Here is a 22551-nt window from a genome sequence, read left to right on the forward strand (position 1 = left end):
CCCATACCAAAAACCGATCTGGAGGCCCTGATGAGTGACAACATCGAGTCCACCCTCACCGAGACGCGCCACTTTGCGCCGTCGGCGGAGTTCACCGAAAACGCCCGCCTGAAGCCGGCCGATCTCGAGGCCCTGCACCAGAAGGCCGAGGCCGACTACGAGGGCTTCTGGTGCGATCTCGCGCGCGAGAAGATCGACTGGCAGACCGAGTTCACCCAGGGTCTCGACGAGTCCAAGGCGCCGCATTACCAGTGGTTCGCCGACGGGCGCATGAACGTCTCCTACAACTGCATCGATCGCCACCTGGAAGTCCGCGGCAACAAGACCGCGATCGTCTTCGAGGCGGAGAACGGCGACACCCGCCACCTCACCTACCGTGACCTCTACAACGAGGTCGGCAAGCTCGCCAACGCCCTCAAGGGCATGGGCGTGGTGAAGGGCGACCGCGTCATCATCTACATGCCGATGAACGCCGAGGCCGTGATCGCCATGCAGGCCTGTGCCCGCATCGGCGCGATCCACTCGGTGGTGTTCGGTGGCTTCTCCGCGGACGCCCTGCGGGACCGCGTGGTGGACTCCGGCTCCAAGGTCGTGATCACCGCCGACGGCGGCGAGCGCGGCGGCAAGGTCGTGGGGCTCAAGGCCAACGTCGACAAGGCGCTGGACTCCAACCCGGGCGACGTCGAGAAAGTGGTCGTCTGCAAGCGGGCCGGCAACGACGTGACCATGCACGCCGACCGCGACGTCTGGTGGGAAGACGCCGTGGACGGCGAATCCGTCGACTGCGAGCCGGAATGGGTGGAGGCCGAGCACCCGTTGTTCCTGCTCTACACCTCCGGCTCCACCGGCAAGCCCAAGGGCATCCAGCACTCCAGTGCCGGCTACCTGCTGGGCGCGATTGTCACCAACGAGTGGGTGTTCGACCTGCAGGGCGACGACGTCTACTGGTGCACCGCGGATGTCGGCTGGATCACCGGCCACACCTATGTCGCCTATGGCCCGCTGGCCGTGGGTGCCACCCAGGTGGTTTACGAGGGCACCCCCACCGTCCCCGACGCCGGGCGCTGGTGGAAGATGTGCCAGGACCACGGCGTGACCGTGTTCTACACCGCCCCCACCGCCATCCGCGCGCTGATGAAGGCCGGACCGGACCTGCCCAAGCAGTACGACCTGTCCAAGCTGCGCCTTCTGGGCACGGTCGGCGAACCGATCAACCCCGAGGCCTGGATGTGGTACTACACCACCGTCGGCGAAGAGCGCTGCCCGATCGTCGATACCTGGTGGCAGACCGAGACCGGCGCCAACATGATCGCCCCGATCCCGGGCGCGACCACGCTGGTCCCCGGCTCCTGCACCCAGGCCCTGCCCGGCATTGCCGCCGACGTGGTGGACGAGGACGGCAAGAGCCTGGGCGCCGACGAGGGCGGCTACCTGGTCATCAAGAAGCCGTGGCCGCATATGCTGCGCACCGTCTGGGGCGACGACCAGCGCTACAAGGACACCTACTGGCCGAAGTTCGGCGGCAAGTACTACCTGGCCGGCGACTCCGCGCGCCGCGACTCCGAGGGCAACTTCTGGATCATGGGGCGCATCGATGACGTGCTGAACGTCTCCGGCCACCGCATGGGCACCATGGAGGTCGAATCCGCTCTGGTCGCGCACAAGGCGGTCGCCGAGGCCGCCGTGGTCGGCCGCCCGCATGACGTGAAGGGCGAGGCCATCGTCGCCTTCGTGATCCTGCAGGGCGATCGCCTGACCGGCGACGAGGCCGAGGAGATGGTCAAGGAACTGCGCAACTGGGTCGCCGACCAGATCGGCCCGATCGCCAAGCCGGACGACATCCGCTTTGCCGACGGCCTGCCCAAGACCCGCTCCGGCAAGATCATGCGCCGCCTGCTGCGCTCCATCGCCAAGGGCGAGGAGATCACCTCCGACACCTCCACGCTGGAGAACGAGGCCGTCATCCCGCAGCTCCAGGGCAAGGCCTGAGCCCCGGGCCGGGGCCCCGCGCCCCGGCCTCTTCCCGGCTTTCCCGGGCCCCCTCCCTCCCCCCGTCATTGCGAGGAGTGCAACGACGAAGCACAAAAGCAGCGAAGCTGCGTTGAACGGCCAAAGGCCGGCCCGAAGGACGAGCGCAGCGAGTAATCTCCTGATGCTGGCACTGCGCGACTGATCAGATTCCGGTGGTTACGGACGGAGATTGCCGCGTCGCCTTCGGCTCCTCGCAATGACGGGGCGGGGGTTATCATTCGCACTCACAACCCCTCCCAGGCACCATCACCGGCAAACCCCAGGCCCCACAACGCATGAGCACCCACCACTCCGGCACTCCAAAGGACCACCCCCAGGCCCCGCGCCTGCGCGTGCTGCTGGGCGAGGTCACGGCCATGGGCCCGGGCAAGGCCATGCTGCTAGAGGCCATCCGCGACAAGGGCTCGATCTCCGCGGCCGCGCGCAGCGTCGGCATGTCGTACCGCCGCGCCTGGGACCTCGTCGAGACCATGAACCAGAGCTTCCGCGAGCCCATGGTGGCCACCGCCAAGGGCGGCTCCGGCGGCGGCGGGGCCCAGGTCACCGCCTTCGGCGAGACCGTACTGGCACGCTACCGCGACATGGAACGCCAAGCCTGCGAGGCCCTGCGCGACGAGCTGCACGCCTTCGCCGACTTCCTCGCCGACGACCCCAAGCCGTAACCCCGACCCCAGCCTTGACGGGTCTCCCTGGCCCCCGCATCATTGCGCCTACCGATATGCAAACTGAAATATAACGAAACGCATATCCACCCAGACAAGAGCCGCGTCGCTGCGAGGAGCAACGCGACGAAGCACAAAAGCAGCGAAGCTGCGTTGAACGGCCAAAAGCCGGCCCGAAGGGCGAGCGCAGCGAGTAATCGCCAATGGAACCACCCGAGTCCACCAAGACCCAGCCACAGGGAACAACCTACACCATGCACCTGCGCGCCCTCCTCCTGACCCTGCTGCTCCTGCTACCCGGCCTGACCACCGCCAACGGCCCGCTGACCATCGCGGCCGCCTCCGACCTGCGCTTCGCCCTGGACGAGATCCTGGACGCCTACCGCGAGGCCCACCCGGACGATGCCGTACGCGTGACCTACGGCTCCTCCGGCCGCATGACCACGCAGATCATGAACGGCGCCCCCTACGACGTGTTTTTCTCCGCCGATATCGCCTACCCACAGAAGCTGCGCGCCGAGGGCCACGCGGTGACCGAGCCGGAGGTCTACGCCATCGGCCGCATCGTGCTGTGGAGCAACCGCATGGATGCCTCGGAAATGACACTGGAAGACCTGCTACGCGACGACATCCGCCGCGTCGCCATCGCCTCCCCCACCCACGCCCCCTACGGCGTGCGGGCAATGGAGGCGCTGAAATCCGTCGGCATCTGGGACGACCTGCAACCGAAGATCGTCAACGGTGACAACATCGCCCAGACCGCGCGCATGATTCAGGCGGGCGGCGCCGAGATCGGCATCATCGCCCTGTCGCTGGCCGAGTTCCCGGACCTCGCCGAACACAACTACCATCTGATCGACGACGCCCTGCACGAACCCCTCACCCAGGGCTTCATCATCACCCGACGCGGTGAACACAACGACACGGCCCACCGCTTCGCCGAGTACATGAACGGCGACACCGCCCGCGACATCATGCGCCGCTACGGCTTCGTGATGCCCGGCGAGGCCCTCCCCGAAGACGGGCCCGCCAACACGGCCGCGGCAGCCCCGTAACCGGCCATGTTCGAGCTCAGCCCCACGGACTGGATGGCGATCGAGGTCACCCTCAAGCTTGCGCTGTACACCACGCTGATCCTGCTGGTGATCGCCACCCCCATCGCCTGGTGGCTGGCCAACGGCCGCGCCCCCGGCGGCCTGCGCACGACGATCCAGGCACTGGTCGCCCTGCCGCTGGTCCTGCCGCCCACCGTGCTTGGCTTCTATCTGCTGGTCCTGCTGGGCCCGGCCGGCCCGGTCGGCAGCACGCTGGAGAACCTGGGCCTGAACCACCTGGCGTTCACCTTCCAGGGCATCCTGATCGCCTCAGTGATCTACTCCCTGCCGTTCGCCGTGCAGCCCCTACAGCAGGCCTTTGCCAACCTCGGCCGCCGGCCCACCGAGATCGCCGGCTCCCTGGGCGCCGGGCGCATGGACCGATTCTTCACCGTGATCCTGCCGATGTCGCGCGGTGGCTTCATCGTCGCCGCCACGCTCGCCTTCGCCCACACCCTCGGCGAGTTCGGCGTGATCCTGATGCTCGGCGGCGCCATCCCCGGCGAGACCCAGGTGCTGTCCATCCTGATCTACGACCACGCCGAGGCGATGGACTTCGCCTCCGCCCATCGCCTATCGCTAGGCCTGCTGATCTTCGCCTTCGTGGTGCTGTTCGTGGTCTACGCGATCAACCGCCGCTTCGACACGGTGCGCCCGTGAGTCAGCCCGTGAGCCAGCCCGTCAGCAATGGGCTCCGCATCCAGGCGCGCCTGGAGCGCTCCGCCTTCGCGCTGGACGTGGACACCACCATCCCTCTGGAGGGCGTCACCGCCCTGTTTGGACGCTCCGGCTGCGGCAAGACCACGCTGCTGCGCATCATCGCTGGGCTGGAACACCCCCCCGGCGCCGAGGTGCACTTCGGCGACACCGCCTGGCAGTCCGGCAAGACCTTCGTCCCGCTGCACCGCCGCCGCGTCGGACTGGTGTTCCAGGAGTCCACCCTGCTCCCGCACCTCTCCGTGCGCGGCAACCTGCTCTACGGCTACAAGCGCACCCCGGAGCTGCTGCGCCGCCTGCACCTGGAAGAAGTAGCGGACCTACTCGGCATCGCGGACCTGCTGGAGCGCCGCGCCGACCACCTCTCCGGCGGCCAGCGCCAGCGCGTCGCCCTAGGCCGCGCCCTGTTGATCAGCCCGGACCTGTTGCTGCTCGACGAACCCCTGAACGCCCTGGACACCCAGACCAAGCGCGAGATCATGCCCTTCCTCGCGCGCCTGTCGGACAAGACCGGCATCCCCACCCTCCTGGTCACCCACGCCCCGGACGAGGTGGAACGCCTCGCCCACCGCGTCGCCTTCATGCACGACGGCCAGCTCGAACGCCTGGAACCCCTACGCGACGCCCTCGCCCGCGCCGACTCCCCCCTGTTCCGCGACGAAGGCGCCGTCTCCGTCCTCCAGGGCGAACTCGGCCCGCCCGACCAACACGGCCTGCACACCTTCGGCCCCCCGGACGCACGCTATCGCGTCCCCGCTACCCCCGGCTCCACCAACGGCGCCGGAAGCCAGGCCCGCCTGCGCATCGACGCCCGAGACGTCTCCATCGCCCTGTCCCCGCCCCAGGACGTCTCCATCCTCAACATCATCCCCGTCACCATCGAGTCGCTGGACGAGGCGCCCGGCCACCACGGCCCCGTCCGTATCCTCGCCACCTGCCGCCAGGACGACCGCCAGACCCTGATGGCCGAACTCACGCGCCTCTCCACCGAACGCCTCGCGCTCCAGCCCGGCACCCGCGCCCACGCCCTCGTCAAATCCGTCGCCTTGCTCAACTGAGCGGCCCCCACACGGGCGCCAACCGGCACTACCCCATCGAAGCGTTCGCAAAACCATACCACCCGTGCCAGAATCCGCATGACAACCATGCAGCATGGGCACTGCCCAACGAGCCTTTTACCGCCCCCGGTCTCCGGCGCGACATATCCAGGATCCATCGCGACCCATGCACCCTAACCCGCTGAACACATGCCCATCTGTGACACCGCCGCATCCGGGACTTATAGCGCGCACGTTCAACCAATATCTGTGCGCGCTATCTAATCACTGTTAGCGGGCAGAACGATTGCACATCTTCATCGACGAATCTGGCTCATTCGTTAACGCACCGGCGGTGGGCTCCTTCAACTGCATTGCAGCCTACATGAGCCCTGAAAGTGACCGGAGGCGAGTCCAGAGGCTGCTCGGTCTTCTGAAGCGCTCGGTTGGATCGCGTGACGGTGCGGAGGTGAAGCTAAGGGATATCGATGAGTCCAAGTACTTCAGCTTTCTCGCTGGATTATCCAGGTTCGCGGGGGTGCTCTACGCCGTCGCAACCGATGCCGGACTGAATCAACCCGAAGACGTGGATGAACATCAGCGTGAACAAGCTGCCAAGGTTATTGCTCACAAGGACGCACTGCACTACCAGTCTGCTCGTGATGGCCTACAAGCCCTCGCTGATCGCATTGCGGGACTTTCGCCTCAGCTCTATGTTCAACTTCATTGCCAGATCAATTTGATCGAGGCAGTTGTACGGAACGGAGTACTCTACTTTGTCCAACGATACCCTCGGAATCTCGGCAACTTCCGCTGGCGCATCGACCAGAAACATTCGACGAAGACCGAGTATGAAGCGGCGTTCTTTGATGTGACACCTCCGTTTCTTCAGGCAATTTCCCTGAGAGCTCCTATGACGATGCTTGAGGGCGCCGACTACTCGGCATTCAGTAGATTCGACTTTTCGGCCGAGGAGAAGCCAACGTACCTGCGAGACCATTACGGCATCGAAATAAGCGATGATGCGGCAACAAACATCGGGATGCTCGTCAGAGAGAACATGCAGTTCGTAGATTCAAAGTACAATTGGGGGGTGCAGGTCGCAGATCTGCTTGCTTCTGGATTACGTCGCTGCTTGAGGCAGCAATTTTCCGACAACAGGACGGCGGCGCACTTGCTGGGACAGCTTATGGTTCAAAGCCACAAAGGTAAACTGCCGATTCAGCTACTTGGCTTCTCGCGGGACAATCCCGTCGTTGCTGCGGACGCAGCCGAACTGGTCAGGATAATGAATGGAAGTTGCCGTGGCATGCTTGCCCGCTAACAAATCGCTGCAGGTGACGTTTGACCCGCCGCCCAGTTTTGCTGCCGCAAAAACGGCCGTCGCCTCAAACGCACCTGAGCTCAGGCGTTAGATCGCGCAAAATGCTTTCCCAAGATTCGCCATTGTTGAACCTTCCCGCTAGCCTGGATAAGAAACAAGCCGTCTTCTTAGACGGAATTCGACATGCCGTACAAATTGCGGACTTTTCTTACCAGAGGCTTTGCCATGAATTGACGCGATTATCGGCTGCTAACGCTCCCGGTGCCGCAGGATCTTCGTACACACACGTATTCCTTGATGCTTGGGGGTTCGTTGATGCCGTTGATCGTTTCCGGTGCTTGTGGGAAATGCAGCCGACCTCAGGAAGTATTCCTGCGCCGTATAGTCCCAACGTGGTCCGCAAGCAACTTCAAGATGTTCGCGATGTGCGTAACGTCTCCGCCCACATTGCGCAAAAGATTGACCAGATTGTATCTCTCAATTCTTCCGTGCTTGGCTCGCTGCGATGGGTTACAGTTTCTAGCCAATCTCCGCTAAAGATAAAAACTCACTTCGTAAGGCCAGGGATCATGAGAGGCAACGTAAATGGGCAATTTGCCATGCCGGATAGCAAAGTGAGATTTCTCAATGGGACTGGTGGCGTCGCTCTAGCCGCCGGGAAACACGACGCCAATTTATCGAAAGCTCATGAATTCCTGAGTTCTGTTGTGAAATTCATTGAGGGCAACCTAGAATTTCCCGGGGCGAATGAGAACACGGATAAACTCCCGACAGACATGTTTGGTTCAGCAGAATTGGATACGAGAGATTCGTGAAGGCGCGATCTAACATTTCGTTGCATCGGACGTTTGACCCGTCGCCACTTTTTGCTGACGAAAAAGTCACGGAACTCAGGCGTTAGGCGTAAAGAGAAGCAGAGGCATGAAGCTAGTAGAAATCGAAGCGAATTCTTTGTTGGGCGATGAACTCGAAGTTCTCGTCGATGAAGAGATAAAGGAAAATGCAGAGTCGATGATTGGATCTCACTTGAAGTTCCTCGGCGATTACTGGGCATTGCGTAATACGCCAGATCCTAATCGCCACCTATGCATGCTCGCTGTCGATGAGGCGACTAATAGAGCGATCGCGTACAGGTATTTCTACATAGAACAAGGAACCAAGCACTGCGAGCTGTTTGCGACCTACGTATCGGCGGCCTATCGCAGGCGAGGGGTAGCAAAAGAGTTGTTCCATTCAGCGGTTGAAAGGGGAGAAAAAGAAGGCTGCACTCATTTCACCATTCGGTTCGGCAGCCCAAACGAAGAACGCGCTGGACTTGTGGAATATTACCAGCGATACGTCCGCGAGCAAGCGTCATCGTCGAAACGGTTTTCCATTTATTATGGCGGGAGGCACCTCGAGTTTCCCGCCCAACAAGGGGCTTGAAAGCGACCTCGGAAAGCGCTCCGCGCTCTTCTCGGCGCCTCAGCCCAAGCGTTAGGCTTGTGAAATGAAGGAACTTCACTTCGACATCCTTAATAACGCGAGTGACTCCTTGCGCCATGCAGTGCATTTGGTCGCTTGGGAGGATGCCACACCGTCGAACCGGTACAAGCAGGCTATTTTGAGCATATTCCATTGAGCCGCCAGAACAGGGTCGGACCTCATTGCGCCGCTGAATATAAAGGGCGAGTTTCCTCTCTAGGGGCTCCATAAGCGCTTAAACGGGCAATTTTCGGGCCGGAAAGTCCAAGCTAAGAGGACACCCATCTTCCTTCGCAGTCGGTGGGCATCACCGGTTCACACCTCGATAGGACAACGATTTGAAAGGCCTTTTAAAATGTTCGATCTATCTATCTTCGTGAAAGACCATATGGTCTACCTCGTCGGCCTTTCCGCCATTCTGCAAATCATAGGGACATTGGTTTTGGCTCTCTTCTCATTCCGAGGAATAAAGGTTTCTCCAAGCCTAACTACGTATGTGAACGGGAAGGCAGTTACACACGTAACGATCGTTGACGGCTGGCTACGGGCTGCACAGATTGGGCTAACCCTTCTTTTGGTTGGTATCTCCTTATCGGGAGTTGCAAGCGTTATTGACGCGGCCTGAGGACAGGACACCCACCTTTCTCGGCAGGGGTCACTACGGGGTCGGACCACGATAAGAGCTGGAAATAGCAGCGGTTATTGCGATCTTAACGCCCAAAAAAGCGCGTAAACGGCCAATTTCGGGGGCGAAAATGGCCGACGAGCGCGCAGACAGATGGCAATAAGGTGCCCCCCCCCCCTCGTGTCGCGGTCCCGGCAGCGCAAAGTCGCTAGCTTTGGGATTCACTGCAGAACGGGGTCGGACCTCGATACGCCGCTGAATATAAAGGGCGAGTTTCCTCGTTTGGGGCTCCACAGGCGCTTGAACGGCCAATTTTCGGGCCGATAAAGTCCAAACTAGAAGAGCGTCACGTTACGGGGTCGGACCTCGGTAAGGCACTGAACATTGAAGCCTAGCAGCTAGGCCGAAGCCTCCAGGACGCCTTAAAGAGCCAATTGCCGGGCTAGAAAAACAAGTGCTTGCCTACGCCATGAACGATGCAATCGGGGTATGAAGGCCTTACATTGATTGCAGACAGTAGCCAGGGATCCGGGTGTGACGACCGAGCAGTGGATGATCTTTGGGGTGTTGACGGCAACCCTCGCGTTGTTCGTGTGGAACCGCTGGCGTTACGACATCGTCGCCATTGCAGCGCTACTGACTGCGGCGTTCCTGGGGCTGGTCCCGTTCGGCGAGATGTTCTCCGGATTCGGTCATCCGGCGGTGATTACGGTCGCGGCGGTCCTGGTACTGAGCCGAGGGCTGCTGAATGCGGGCGTGGTGGACGCAGTGGCGCGGCAACTCACCCGGGTGGGGGAACGCCCCTGGGTGCAGGTCACCGCGCTGACCGTGATTGTCGCCCTGGCCTCGGGGTTCATGAACAACGTGGGCGCTTTGGCCCTGTTGATGCCGGTGGCCGTGTGGATGGCGCGCCAGAGCGGCCGGTCACCCTCTTTCCTGCTGATGCCACTGGCATTCGGGTCATTGCTTGGCGGGATGCTGACGATGATCGGCACGCCACCGAACATCATCATCGCAGGGTACCGCGCGGAGATCACGGGCGCACCGTTCGCGATGTTCGACTTCATACCGGTGGGATTGGGCGTCACCGCGGTCGGCGTGATCTTCATCGCCTTGATCGGCTGGCGCCTTACACCCCAGCGGGAACGCCCGGCCGCGACCGGCGAGCTGTTCGAGATCAGCGCCTATCTGACCGAGGTGCGGGTCACCGAGGAGAATCGCTATGTCGGGCACACCGTCTTCGAGCTGATGCGCGAACTGCAGGGTGAGGCCGAGGTGGTGGTGGTCGGTCTGGTGCGCGGAGAACGCCGCGAGCCGATGCCGGCCATCTATGAAGTACTGCGCGCGGGCGACATCCTGCTGGTCGAGGCGGACCCCGACAGCCTGAAGACGTTACTGGACGTGACGGGAATGGAGCTGGAGGCAAGGCTCGAAGAGGCACAGGAACAAGACGCGCAAAAGGGCCGCGGAGAGGGCCGCGATAGCCCCATGGGCGAACTGGCACTGGAGGAGGCCATCGTCACACCCACTTCGCGCCTGGTCGGTGCCACTGCCAGCGCCCTGGAACTGCGCCAGCGCTACGCACTGAACGTACTCGCGGTTGCACGTCAGGGGGTCCGGCTGCGCGAGCGGCTGGATCAGGTGCGCTTCCGGGCCGGTGACATCCTGCTGGTACAGGGGAGCGAAGAGGAGTTACCCGATGCGCTGGGCGAGCTCGGCTGTCTGCCGTTGGCCTCTCGCGGGCTGCGCATTACCCGGCCGCGCAAGGTCATCCTGGCCACCAGCCTGTTTGCCCTGGCCCTGGGACTGGTGGCCCTGGGCTGGGTCCCGGCAGCGCCGGCGCTGGTCGGGGCAGCTGTAGCCATGGTGCTGGTGGGACTGATCGGTCCGAGCGAGGTGTACCGCGGGATCGAATGGCCGGTGATTGTGCTGCTGGCGGCCTTGTTGCCGGTGGGACAGGCACTGGAAACAACCGGCGGATCGCAGTTGATCGCGGATGGGCTGTTCGCACTGGGCGCGGCCGCCTCGCCCGCATGGATGCTCGCGCTGCTGATGGCCGTGGTCATGCTGCTGTCGAACGTGGTCAACAACGCCGCCGCGGCAGTGCTGGCGGCGCCGGTAGGAATCGCGCTGGCCCGGTCGATGGAGGCGGCCCCGGATCCGTTTCTGATGGCGGTCGCCGTGGGTGCGTCCTGCGCCTTCCTGACGCCGATCGGGCACCAGTCGAACACCCTGGTCATGGCCCCCGGTGGCTACGAATTCCGCGACTACTGGCGCATGGGCCTGCCACTGTCGCTGATCGTCATCGTGACTGCCGTGCCGCTGATCCTGTGGATTTGGCCGCCCTAAAAGGTTGTAGAGGCTAGCGGGGCCAGCCACGCATTGCCCGTGCGGACCTCGACAAGGTACTGAGCATCGAGCGGTCGCTGCCGGATCGTGGCCTGTAAAGCTTCCTCAAGAGCCAAGGTCCGGGCTGGAGACGGGCCATGACCGAACGGCTCGGCCGGGCGAATGGGTGGCGAGCCGTGCAACCCCGACGATGTTCCGTGCTGTGCCTTGCGGTAGGCATCGGGGGCTGTATCCTCGGGCTGTCACCTGCCACCGAGCGCATCAGCCATGGACACGCCCACCTCATCTGCCAACCCCTTGCCCCCCGACAGTCCGGGCGGCGCCGACCGCGACGGTTTTTTCGCCTTCGAACGGGGCGACTACCGGGCCGCCCGGAATATCTGGGAGGCCCGCGCCGATGGTGGCTCGGCCTGGGCGCAGCTCGGCATGGGAATCCTCTACGCGGAGGGGCTGGGGCTGGAGGCGGACCCGGCGCGTGCACGCGAGTATTGGACAAAGGCCGCGGAACAGGGGCTGAGCGATGCCAGCTTCAACTTGGGCGTGATGGCCGAAAAGGCAGATCCGGCGGATACCGAGATGGCCCGGCATTGGTATCGCCGCGCGGCCGAGTCAGGACACGTCGCGGCACAGAACAATCTGGCGGTTCTGCTGCTCAACCAGGGCGGCGACGCCGCCGCCACCGAGGCCGTCCAGTGGTGGAAACGCTCCGCGGAACGCGGCGATCCCGATGCCCTGAACAGCCTTGGGGTCGCCCACCAACAAGGCAGTGGCTGCGAGCGGGATCGAACCGCCGCAGTGGAGTACTACGCCCAGGCCGCCAGCGCGGGCCACCGGGACGCGGCCTTCAATCTCGCCCTCGCCCTGGAACAGGGCGATGGAGTGGACGCGGACCTGACCGCCGCTGTCCGCTGGTATCAGCAGGCGGCCGAGGCCGGGGACCCCGACGCCGCGGCGAAACTGGGGAATCTCTGCCGCGATGGCAAGGGCACAAAGGAAGACATGGAAGCTGCCGCTCACTGGTATCGGGCGGCGGCCGAAGCGGGCCACCCCCAGGCCCAGGCCAATCTTGGGGTCCTGCTGGATCGAGGCCTGGGGGTACCCCGGGACCAGTCGGCGGCGGCGCGCTGGTATGAAGCCTCTGCCCGGCAGGGCCTGGCCCCGGCGCAGTACAACCTGGGCATCGTGCTGGCCGACGGCCATGGTGTGGAGGTCGACTATGTCGCCGCCTGGGTCTGGTTCGCGCGCGCCGCCGATCAGGGCCACAAGCCGGCGGCCGAGGCGCGCGACTACATCCACCAGCAACTCACCCCGGAGCAACGCGCGGAGGCCGAGACGCGCAAGACCGAACCCTTCGGTCCGCCCATCACTCGATAGGCGAGCGCGCACGCGCCGACCCCGCATCTTGCGCCTGGCGATGCGAGGCCACGGCACGGTTGTAACGAGAATGAAAGAGACAGGCACCATCCTGTTGAGCCGGGAACGCCGGACTCTTATACGCACACGATAACTGCCACTATTCGTGCGGATTTGCCTTTGTCGAGGGAGCTGTCTAGCATCCGGCTTTCGTAACGACAACCCCCGCAATACTCGGTCTGGAGTCCCAAACGCCATGAGAACTCTCGCTTAGGCCGGGCGCCGTTTCCTCGTTCGTGCGCCCGGCCAACCCCCTTCTTCTTGTTTATGATCAGGAGATGCGACCGTGGCGCGCAACAACCCGTATTACCTTCGGCCAGCCGCCGATACCCGAACCCATCAATGGATCCGGAAGGACTACTGCGGAGCTATCGGCACCCCGATGGAACTCGCCTGCCTTCTCGAGAAGCTCGACGATGGAAGCCAAGCGGCAGCAACCCGCGGGGAGCCCATCGCCAGAGTAGGCTCCCGGGTACAACTACTGGATCTGCAAACCGAGGAGACGTTTGTCGTCGAACTCTGCGAGCCGGAAGACGCGAGACCCGAACAGGCGAAGATATCCATCCTGTCGCCGCTTGGCGCACGTTTGCTGGGGCTCCAACGGAACGGGACCGCCGAGGTCTCCCTCCTGCGGAGCCGGCTGCGGTTCATGGTGGTCAACATACTTCGCGCCGACGAGCGGACACCGCAACACCCGGATGAAGCCGATCCGGAAAAGGGCTGACAAGCGCGACGGGGCAAGCGCGACGGGGTCGGACCACGACAAGAGCCTGAAATACTTTCGGTTATAGCGGTTTCCAGGCCCACAGATGGCCTTGAACGGACAATTTCAGGGACGAAAATGGCCAACTTGCTCGCAGACAGACGGCAATGCGGCATCTCCCGCTATGGCATGGGGTCACACCTTGCCTTTTGCCCCTGTGATGAAGGCAGAGAAAAAGACCAGGTCTGACCCCTTACTTCCCGAGGCGCGCAAGGCCGAGCCTCCAGTTAGTTAGTCGATCACCCGTTCGGCACGAGGACCACGAGTGTCCCCGGCGAGTGAGGCCAACGCTGCTGGGGACGGTGTAAGACTCGCGCTAGAACCAATCCGCCGCCGACCGCGATAAAGGGGACCGGTTCCTGTTCCTGCGCGGCTCGGACTGTCGCTTCACCCGGCCGAAGCCGTGTCCTGGTTGCTGGATCCTTCCCGATTACCACGCCCCACTGCGACATCGTACCGGCGCAGGGGAGAGCGCCGTGCGAAGGGGCAGTTTCGACGCCAGTCGGCGTCCTTGTCCGCCATTTCCGGGTGCATGGCCGGTGTCAGATCCCGCAACTGGCGCCAGAGCAACGGGTCGCCGCCCTCCAGCACCTCCAGCCAGGCCGCCTTCTCGCGAACAAACACCGGGGTGAAGGCACGATCATGCATGAATACGGTACAGGCCAGATCGATCAGCTGGGCCAGTTTCACGGTCTTGGCCGGGGCCGTCGCCCGCGCCAGATGCGCCCGGTCGATCGCCTTGCGCTGGGCCCGGTTGCCGTCCTCCGGATGACTCACGTCGCTGATCATCACCACCATTTCTGCGACCTCCGCACCAAACAGCCGCTCCAGGGTCTCGGGTTTGACCCCGGTATCCCGAATGGTGTCCTGCAGCCAGACGGCCGCCCGCATGCACTCGGTGTGCTGCACCGAACGCAGCAGTTCCACAACCCGCGCCGGATGCACGATATAGGGCTCGCCGGTATACCGGCAGACGTGCTCGACGCGCGCATGCGCGGCAATGGCGAAGGAACGGGCGCGTTGTTCCAGCTGCATGGGTTGATCCGGAAGGGTGTGATGCCGGGTATTGTAGAGAAACCGAATCAGAAGGGCTCCACGTTACGGCGCCGGTCTCAGTCAAGTGCGTCACGCTATTGGGTGCGCGCATGGCATGGGGTCGACCTTGCCTGTTGCCTCTCCTTCCGATCATGGCGGAGCTAGTGGTACCCCCTCAGCCGGAAGAAGAGATCCCCATCTTCTTGCAGCCGGCCTTCACCGGCCCCAGCAATACGGGCTCCTGGCATCAGCCGCGGCGCTCGCCCTGCTGGGAAAGGCCGGATTTTCCGCCGCAAAGAGCCTCAGAACCGTTCTGTTTGGCACCGTACCGACGCCAGCCTGACCTCGGCCTATGGTGGCGAACAGTCTGTGTTGATGACGAACGCGCCATGCAAAGGCACGAATCCCTGGCGTGACGTTATCCATTGCCATTCGTGCGCTGGAAGGCGGCCACTCAGGGTAGCGGGAGGGAGCCGGTGCGACTGAAGCTTGAATCGGCGCTTGAAGAATCGCTCAGCAATTACCTGACCGCTGCCGTCATCATTGCCGCCATACTGACCGCGCCGCTGACGATCACTTACTGGTTAGACGTGGAACACCCCCTGATCACGGTCGCCGATTGGCTGATCTGGGCAGTGTTCGTGGTCGAGTATGCTTTTTACATGGCCATCTCGCATGACCGCTGGAAGACGACCAAAGAAAACTGGCTGTCGGTGTTGATTATCATCTTCTCCTTTCCACTGCTTCACGAGATACTCAAATCCACTCGCCTGATCCGACTTCTCCGCCCCCTGCCGCTGCTGCGACACACGGCCCTGCTCCGACAGATTGAACTGTTCCGTCTGGCCAGCGTCCGCAATGCCGGCAGCAGTGCCGCGATAACAGAGGCCAAGGAAAAGTTGGGTAAGGAACACTGGGCTGTCCGCTTCATCGTACGCGTCGAGTACTATCGTTCACGCCTTGTTACGGGGCTGCTGAAACTCCTGCCATTCATAAAGTCCAGCACCATTCGCAAGCGACGTCAGGAGGAGCGCTCAAAGCGCGAAGACATGAACGAATAAACGGAAACCGCTCGATGGGTTGTGCTGTTATCTCCCTCATCCTTCTTGCTCCAGGACCAGGAATAAGAGGACACCCATGTTGTTCCGATGGTCCGAACGTTCGACTCAACGGGCCGCTATCACTGCTCCGACAGGGTTACGCCACGATTAAAGCGGACGCATCGCACTGAGGGTCGTCTACGAAGGCCGTCTACCGATCCCAGCGGCCGCACATGGACATGCCACGGGCACGGCGACAGGTATCCGCGGTACGGTCTACCCTCCTAAGACACCGCCCGGATGAATAACCCGCCCATGCCGTTTCCCACGCAGAAGACCAAGATCGTTGCCACCATTGGGCCCGCGTCCGATTCACCAGAGACGCTGCGGCGCATGATGCTGGCCGGGCTCGATGTAGCTCGGCTGAATTTCTCGCACGGCGATGCCGCCTACCATGCCGAGTTGATCGGTCGCATCCGCGACGCCGCGCAGGCGAACAGCACCCGCGTCGCGATCCTCGGTGACCTTCCCGGTCCGAAGATGCGTATCGGCGAACTGGCGGAAGAGCCGATCGAACTGCACCCCGACCAGACCATCACCCTGACTACCGAGGACTGCATTGGCGATGCCTCGCGGGTCAGCGTGTCGTTCGCGAGCCTGCCGGAGGCGGTGCAGCCGGGCGATGCCCTGTTCCTGAACGATGGCTTCATCGAGCTGGAGGTGGTGACGGTCGAGCGCAGCGAAGTGATCTGCCGCGTACATACCGGCGGAGAACTGCGCTCGCGCAAGGGCCTGAATCTGCCGGGCATCGATCTCGGCATCCGCGCCTTCACCACGGAAGACCACCAATGGCTGCGGTTTGCAGCGGAACACGGCGTGGATGCGGTCAGCCAGAGCTTCGTAGTCGACGGCGACGACATCCTTGCGGTGCGCAAGGCGGCAGAAGCACTGGACTACGCCCCCTTCATCATCGCCAAGATCGAGCGCGCCGCCGCGCTGGAGCAGCTCGACAGCATCCTCGAAGCCGCCGACGGCATCATGGTGGCACGCGGGGATCTCGGAGTGGAGATCCCGATCGCGCGCATTGCCCTCGCCCAGCGGCGCATCACCCGACGCGCCAACCGGCACAACCGCCCGGTGATCACCGCCACCCAGATGCTGGAGTCCATGGTCGCCTCGCGCCGCCCTACCCGCGCCGAGGCCACCGACGTCGCCAACGCCATCCTCGGCGGCACCGACTGCGTGATGCTTTCCGCCGAGTCGGCGATGGGGCTGTACCCGGTGGAGGCCGTGGCGATGCTGGCGGCCATTGCCCGCTCCATCGAACCGGAACGCGACGGCGGCATCGGCGCCGACGGCCCGGACGACCCTGACGAGGCAGGTCTTGACCGAGCCGTCGACCTCATCGCGCGCAGCGTACTGCACACCGCGCAGCGGCGCCTGCCACGGGTCACCCTGGCGCCTACGGCCAGTGGCGCCACCGCCCGGCGCATCGCGCGACTGCGCCTGCCCTGCTGGATCGCCGCCTTCACCCCGAACCCGGCCACCGCCCAGGGCCTGCAGTTTTCCTACGGTGTCCACCCCGTGGATGTCGCCGAGGACCGCGCCGACTGGAACGACTTCGCGCGCCAGTGGCTCACCGAGCACGGCATCGACGACGGCCTCGCCCTCCTCGTCCAGGGCCCCTCGGGGCCCCATCCGACCGGCAACCACCGCCTGGAACTGCTCGAACTCGACCGTCCCCGCCAGGAATACACCAACGCACCGGAGCACCCCTGACCCACACCCCCGTGCGGCCGAAGACGGAAGAACACGACACCCGCCTCCTGTCCGAGCTGCAAGGACAGGGGGATTCGGATAGCCCGTCAGTCCAGGGGCAGGATGCGCCGGCGGGGCGGTGGGGCATCCTGCAGCCTCTGCTGGTTCGCGTACTCGCGTTGCTTCTGCTCGAGGTAGGTCTCGCGGTCCAGCTCGCGTAGCTGGCGCGGGTATTCGTCGGTCAGGTCGAACCAGCGTTCCAGGCGGGCCAAAAGGAGCTCCTGAGCCGGCCGGTCGCGGACGTCGAGCCAGGCCTGCAGTGCAAGATAGAAGCGCATGACGGTGCGCTCGATCATGCCTTCCAGGCCGCCGATGTATTGTGGCTCGCCGTTTTCGTAACCGACCACGGTGAAACCCACCCGCTCGCGTCCCCCGGTGGCGAGGTAGACGAGCGCGGCCAGCCGGGCAATCACCCCGAAGCGCAACGAATACTCGAGGTTGACGAGGGTCCCCGTGTCGTGCGGCACGACGTGGACGACGATGGAGTAATCCCGGGTTCCGTAGGGCCCACGATCGCCCTCCAGCTCGATCAGCAGCCAGTCCTCACCCATCTGGGCCGACCGCCTGACGAGCTCCACACGCTCTGCATACTCCGCCTGCTCGTAACGCGCACGGCCCACGTACAGGTGCAGCAAGGCGTCCGCCCCCTCGCGGTAGACGCAGCTCTTGATGTTGATGTGCAGGACGGTGATTTCGCACCACGCCGAAAGCGCTTCCAGCTCACTGGCCACCAACGCAAACGAATACGGCAGCCGGGCGTGCACCGCCCCCTCGACGACGCCGCCCTGCACAGTGGAGGTAACGGCAATCGGCTCGCCCAGCGGTGATTCGGCAATGGCGGCCAGCCAGTCTTCGGCGCCATCCGCATGCGCCAGTAGAGGGCTTCCGACAAGCAGAGCCAACCCGACAAGCGCGACGATGTGCAGTCGGCACCAGGATTGGTGGGCAAACGGAACGGCCGGCAGTCGAAGCATGGCAGCGCCCCTCCGTAGAATCACCCGGCCGGCGCCCATTGACGGTCATGACGGGGTCGGCCCCGGGTCAGGGCCCGAAACGGTGACCATTGAGGCGAAGTCGCCCCCACTCACCTCCTTAGATAGCCCATATCCGCGATCAGCACTGGCGAACATGCCCATGGATCATGTGTCTCCCTTGCTGGTCCAGCCGCGGAAACCTTCCCGGACGGAAAGGCAGCGTGCATACCCGAGGTCCCGCAGGAGCTCTGCGGCACGCAGGCTGCGGCGGCCGCTGTTGCACAGGCACAGCAGGATCTGGTCCTGGGTGACGTGGTGGCGGTTGATCAGGGAGATGAAGTGCTGGAAATCCCGCTCGTCCGGCTCGTCCGCATCCAGCAGTTCCTGTTCCTCCTCGGACAGCTCGCGACCCAGCAACTGCTTCAGGCGGAACAGGGGCACAGGGACGGCACCTTCTACCGCGCCTTCCAGCTCCAGTTCGAAGGGCTGACGGATATCCAGCAACACGGCCAGGCCGATATCGACCAGTTCGCGCGCCGCGTTCACGCTGATCTCCAGCTGCGGCTTGCTCGTTTCGTTCGCCATGCGTTCTCCTTTGATGTTCGCCTCTCTCTGAGGCCGCCTTCTCGGCTCCCGGTTCCCCCGATTGCACCGCCCGATCCACAACCTCGACATTGGACATCAGAAACCCGGTCCGGGCTTCTGTCATGCATGGGGTTTCACGCTCTGTGAAGCGGCCCCACGACATTTCAGACGGCGGGTTCTATGCTCCATGGATACCTGCCGCCTGAAACGGCGCACTGATCAGCGTTAGGGGCAGCATGCCGAACGACCGTGATATCGACCTGAGCCGCCACCACGAACCCCGGGATTTCTCCGACCGCGTCGCACGGGGCTTTACCTCGCTGATGCGATTCTTCGCCGACACCTTCTTTGCCCGGCGCTACGGACACCGCGCCGTGGTCCTGGAGACGGTTGCGGGCGTCCCCGGCATGGTGGGCGCCACGCTGCAGCACCTGCGCTCGCTGCGGCGCATGGAGGATGACCACGGATGGATCCGCACGCTGATGGACGAGGCCGAGAACGAGCGCATGCACCTGCTCACCTTCATCGAGATCACCTCGCCCAACTGGCTGGAGCGCTTCCTGATCATCCTGGCGCAGGGCTTCTTCTACACGTTGTTCTTTATGATCTACATCCTCTCGTCGCGTACGGCGCACCGGATCGTAGGCTACTTCGAAGAGGAAGCGGTCGTCAGCTACACCGAGTACCTGGAGGAAGTGGAGTCCGGCGGGCTCGATAACGTCGCCGCGCCGGCACGCGCGATCCAGTACTGGAACCTTCCGGAAGATGCCCGCCTGTCCGACGTCATCCGCGCGGTACGCGCCGACGAGGCAGGCCACCGGGACGTTAACCACGGCTTCGCCGACCTGCTCGGCAAGAAAGACTGACCCGGGCGCTCTCCCACGACCTGACGGGGCCGGTTTTCGGGCACTATCGTGTGGCCGTATGCGAACGACAGGGAGACGGCCGTGAACGACGAGACAACCGGCGGGACCGAGGGCGCACTCCCCCTGCAGCGGCTGGCGGGATGGGGGCTGCGCGGTATCGCGGTCCTGACGGGCCTGGGCGGGCTACTGACATCGGTGACGCTCTGGGCGCTGGCACAGGAAACGCCGCAGGTGCCCTGGCCGGTCGCATCCCTGGTGTTGCTGCAGGCCCTCTTTGCCGTTGCAGTGCTGGCCTGGGTCGTGCTCCTGTGGCGAAGGGCCCGCGCACTGGGCGCGCTGGAGACGCGGGACTATCCCGCCATCACCTGCGTTGTCGTCTGCACACGGCTGGTCGGCGAGCTGCTGGCGATTGCCTTCGTGCTGCTCGCGCTGGCGTTGTCGGTCATCTCCCTGACAGCGGTGGAGCCCTTTGCGGGCACCGCGGTGGCCGCGTTCGGCCTTGAAGCCGAGCTGGTGGAACCGGCGAGCTGGGGACTGGCCATCCTGACGGCGATCCTCTGGCCCCTCGCCGGATTGTTCGCGGGCGGGATGGTCCTGTTCGCGGCCTACCTGTTCGCCGATGCCATGACAGCCATGCTGGAGTATGTGCGCGACGTGCGGCGCATCCGCGAAACCCTGTCGTCCGGACCGTCCGCGAGATGAAGTAGAACGCGAGACCTTCGCGACCTTCGGGTTCAAACCTTGCCTTTTGCTTCGTCAGTCGGCCCCGCAGAAAACGCCGCGGAACCCCCAGCAAATACACCGCCAACCGTGCAGGCCCGACACCCATTCGAACCGGCTGGCGGCGGACTCTAGCGGACGTCGCCACGGGTGACCCACCTCAAGGTTTGGCCGGCCAGGCCGTTTACTGTGGTCAAGGCCCGAGGTTGCGGGCTGCTCCCAATACTGGCCACACAAGGACCGCCCATGAATTTCCGCTCGCTCTCTGTTCGATCCAAGCTGGTCATCACCATCGTAGTACCCGTGGCCGCGCTCCTGCTGTTGGCGGCCCTGGCCGCACGCGGCACAGCCAACATCGAAGAGGGCGTGCAGAACATCTATCACGACCGCGTCGTGCCCCTGCAGCAGCTGAAGACCATCGCCGACAACTATGCGGTGCTGGTCATCGACGCGGTCAACAAGGCGGACGCCGGACGGATGACGGCGGAAGAGGCACTCGCCGACGTCCGTGAGGCACGAGAGGAGATCGCCGAGATCTGGGACGCCTACCTGGCCACGACCCTGACGCCCCGTGAGCAGGAACTGGCTGATGGTGCCCGCGGGTTGTTCCGCGCAGCCAACGCCCACCTGGACCGCCTGGAGGGGGCCCTGGGCGGGATGTCCGGCGATGTCCAGGGCGAGCTCGACGCCTTCAACGGTCCCCTGTACGACACCATCGATCCGATCAGCGACCAGATCACCCAGCTGGTCGACCTGCAGATCGATGTTGCCGGGACCGAGGCCGAGCGGGTATCGGCGTTCTACACCCAGGTTCTGGTGCGCAGCGGCGCGCTGATGCTGGTGGTCTTGATCATCGTCGTGGTCACCGGGGTGTGGACGTATCGCTCGGTAGCACTCCCGATCTCGCGGATGCGCGCGACACTCACGGAGATCGCCGAGCACCATGACCTCTCGCGCCGGGTCGACGTTCGCTCCGACGACGAGATCGGCGCCACTGCAGGCGCCCTGAACAGCATGCTCGACCAATTCCAGGACTCGATCCGCGAGTTGCGCACCCTGACGGATCAGATGGCCTCTGCCGCGGAACAGCTGTCCGCCGTCAGTACCCAGACCAACGGGAACATCGACCAGCAGCGCTCGCAGACCGAACAGGTCTCGACGGCGATGAACGAGATGGCCGCGACGGTGCAGGAGGTCGCGCGCAACGCCTCCGATGCCGCGTCCTCCAGCCAGGAAGCCGATCAGGAGTCCCGCGCGGGTGGCGAAGTGGTGCGCACGGTGGTCAGCGACATCGGACGCCTGTCGGGCGAGGTCGCGACCATCGAGGAATCCGTGCGCAACCTGGACGAGAAGGGGCAGCAGATTGGCTCGGTGCTCGACGTCATTCGCGGCATTGCCGAGCAGACCAACCTCCTGGCCCTGAATGCGGCCATCGAGGCCGCCCGCGCCGGCGAACAGGGACGCGGCTTCGCCGTGGTCGCCGACGAGGTGCGTACCCTCGCCTCGCGCACGCAGGACTCCACGGCGGATATCCAGGCGATGATCGAGTCGCTCCAGGCGGGTACCCGCAACGCCGTCACCGCGATGGGCCGCGGCCGCGAAATGGCCGAGGCCACCAGCAACGACGCCGAACGCGCCGGCCAGGCGCTGGAATCCATCGTCCAGGCAGTCGGTCGGATCAGCGACATGACCACGCAGATCGCCAGCGCGGCCGAAGAACAGAACGCGGTGGCCGAGGAGATCAACCGGAACATCTACGCCATCAATGACATCACCGGCGATACCGCCAACGGGGCCCGCCAGACGGCGACCGCCAGCCAGGAGGTCGCGGACATCGCCTCGCGTGTACGCGACCTGGCCTCCGCCTACCGCATTGGCTGACCCCCACTCCTACAGAGCACCGCGAGCTCGGCTTCGGCTTCGGCTCCGGCTTGCCAGGCGGGCGGCCACCGCTTTGCACGAAAGCATCCGAAGAAACGGATCCGTCAGGAGAAGCCACGCGCTCCGAACTTGCGATGCAAAAAATGGAGGCTC

19 protein-coding genes are annotated in these 22551 nt (G+C 64.0%); 16 read left to right on the top strand and 3 right to left on the bottom strand.

Going from position 1 to position 22551, the window contains the following annotated elements; genetic code table 11:
- The first annotated feature begins 30 nt into the window (after positions 1 to 30).
- From acs to F622_RS0104980, 11 genes are all read left to right on the top strand, one after another.
- Positions 31 to 1989, top strand: a complete 1959-nt coding sequence (acs, locus tag F622_RS0104935; RefSeq protein WP_018650387.1) for an acetate--CoA ligase — start codon at positions 31 to 33, stop codon at positions 1987 to 1989.
- Positions 1990 to 2306: 317 nt separating this feature from the next.
- Positions 2307 to 2693, top strand: a complete 387-nt coding sequence (locus F622_RS0104940; RefSeq protein WP_018176418.1) for a winged helix-turn-helix domain-containing protein — start codon at positions 2307 to 2309, stop codon at positions 2691 to 2693.
- A 254-nt stretch (positions 2694 to 2947) separates the two neighbouring features.
- Entirely contained in the window at positions 2948 to 3748 is an 801-nt protein-coding gene (gene modA, locus F622_RS0104945; protein ID WP_026304792.1) for a molybdate ABC transporter substrate-binding protein, read from the top strand.
- A gap of 6 nt (positions 3749 to 3754) precedes the next feature.
- The gene (gene modB, locus F622_RS0104950) at positions 3755 to 4447 is read left to right on the top strand and encodes a molybdate ABC transporter permease subunit (protein WP_019571451.1); all 693 of its coding nucleotides are present in this window, start codon (positions 3755 to 3757) and stop codon (positions 4445 to 4447) included.
- Positions 4448 to 4455: 8 nt separating this feature from the next.
- Positions 4456 to 5562, top strand: coding sequence for a molybdenum ABC transporter ATP-binding protein (gene modC / locus F622_RS0104955; protein WP_019571452.1), 1107 nt, complete (start codon positions 4456 to 4458; stop codon positions 5560 to 5562).
- Positions 5563 to 5848: 286 nt separating this feature from the next.
- Positions 5849 to 6865 (top strand): DUF3800 domain-containing protein, encoded by a 1017-nt coding sequence (locus F622_RS0104960; protein ID WP_019571453.1) that lies wholly within the window; start codon positions 5849 to 5851, stop codon positions 6863 to 6865.
- A 122-nt stretch (positions 6866 to 6987) separates the two neighbouring features.
- Positions 6988 to 7680: a hypothetical protein gene (locus tag F622_RS14020; RefSeq protein ID WP_196799422.1), complete on the top strand. Its 693-nt coding sequence runs from the start codon at positions 6988 to 6990 to the stop codon at positions 7678 to 7680.
- Positions 7681 to 7786: 106 nt separating this feature from the next.
- Positions 7787 to 8290, top strand: coding sequence for a GNAT family N-acetyltransferase (locus tag F622_RS13735; RefSeq protein ID WP_019571454.1), 504 nt, complete (start codon positions 7787 to 7789; stop codon positions 8288 to 8290).
- A 1216-nt stretch (positions 8291 to 9506) separates the two neighbouring features.
- Positions 9507 to 11303: an SLC13 family permease gene (locus tag F622_RS0104970; protein ID WP_038096125.1), complete on the top strand. Its 1797-nt coding sequence runs from the start codon at positions 9507 to 9509 to the stop codon at positions 11301 to 11303.
- A 267-nt stretch (positions 11304 to 11570) separates the two neighbouring features.
- The gene (locus F622_RS0104975) at positions 11571 to 12677 is read left to right on the top strand and encodes an SEL1-like repeat protein (RefSeq protein ID WP_019571456.1); all 1107 of its coding nucleotides are present in this window, start codon (positions 11571 to 11573) and stop codon (positions 12675 to 12677) included.
- Positions 12678 to 13002: 325 nt separating this feature from the next.
- Complete coding sequence (locus F622_RS0104980) at positions 13003 to 13440, top strand: GreA/GreB family elongation factor (RefSeq protein WP_019562710.1); 438 nt, start codon at positions 13003 to 13005, stop codon at positions 13438 to 13440.
- Between the two features lie 426 nt (positions 13441 to 13866).
- Here F622_RS0104980 and F622_RS0104985 read toward each other — a convergent pair whose 3' ends face one another.
- Positions 13867 to 14514, bottom strand: coding sequence for an HD domain-containing protein (locus tag F622_RS0104985; protein ID WP_019571457.1), 648 nt, complete (start codon positions 14512 to 14514; stop codon positions 13867 to 13869).
- A 476-nt stretch (positions 14515 to 14990) separates the two neighbouring features.
- Here F622_RS0104985 and F622_RS0104990 point away from each other — a divergent pair, with 476 nt between their 5' ends.
- The gene (locus tag F622_RS0104990; protein ID WP_019567725.1) at positions 14991 to 15575 is read left to right on the top strand and encodes an ion transporter; all 585 of its coding nucleotides are present in this window, start codon (positions 14991 to 14993) and stop codon (positions 15573 to 15575) included.
- Between the two features lie 294 nt (positions 15576 to 15869).
- Positions 15870 to 17333 carry a pyruvate kinase gene (pyk, locus tag F622_RS0104995; RefSeq protein WP_019571458.1) on the top strand — a complete coding sequence of 488 codons (1464 nt, stop codon included), beginning with the start codon at positions 15870 to 15872 and terminating at the stop codon, positions 17331 to 17333.
- Positions 17334 to 17419: 86 nt separating this feature from the next.
- On the opposite strand, the gene F622_RS0105000 is transcribed toward pyk, so the two are convergent.
- Together F622_RS0105000 and F622_RS0105005 are read right to left on the bottom strand one after the other, a co-directional pair.
- Positions 17420 to 18346, bottom strand: a complete 927-nt coding sequence (locus F622_RS0105000) for a hypothetical protein (protein WP_018169343.1) — start codon at positions 18344 to 18346, stop codon at positions 17420 to 17422.
- Positions 18347 to 18511: 165 nt separating this feature from the next.
- Positions 18512 to 18931, bottom strand: a complete 420-nt coding sequence (locus tag F622_RS0105005) for a rhodanese-like domain-containing protein (RefSeq protein ID WP_018146175.1) — start codon at positions 18929 to 18931, stop codon at positions 18512 to 18514.
- Positions 18932 to 19167: 236 nt separating this feature from the next.
- On the opposite strand from F622_RS0105005, the gene F622_RS0105010 reads away from it, so the two are divergent.
- The 3 genes from F622_RS0105010 to F622_RS0105020 all read left to right on the top strand — a co-directional run bounded on the left by F622_RS0105010 (position 19168) and on the right by F622_RS0105020 (position 22398).
- Positions 19168 to 19797, top strand: a complete 630-nt coding sequence (locus F622_RS0105010) for an alternative oxidase (RefSeq protein WP_019562705.1) — start codon at positions 19168 to 19170, stop codon at positions 19795 to 19797.
- Positions 19798 to 19878: 81 nt separating this feature from the next.
- Positions 19879 to 20499 (top strand): hypothetical protein, encoded by a 621-nt coding sequence (locus F622_RS0105015; RefSeq protein ID WP_019571459.1) that lies wholly within the window; start codon positions 19879 to 19881, stop codon positions 20497 to 20499.
- Positions 20500 to 20763: 264 nt separating this feature from the next.
- Positions 20764 to 22398, top strand: a complete 1635-nt coding sequence (locus F622_RS0105020; protein ID WP_018169340.1) for a methyl-accepting chemotaxis protein — start codon at positions 20764 to 20766, stop codon at positions 22396 to 22398.
- Positions 22399 to 22551: the final 153 nt, after the last annotated feature.

The organism is Thioalkalivibrio sp. ALMg3 (assembly GCF_000381225.1).
Taxonomy (GTDB): Bacteria; Pseudomonadota; Gammaproteobacteria; order Ectothiorhodospirales; family Ectothiorhodospiraceae; genus Thioalkalivibrio; species Thioalkalivibrio versutus.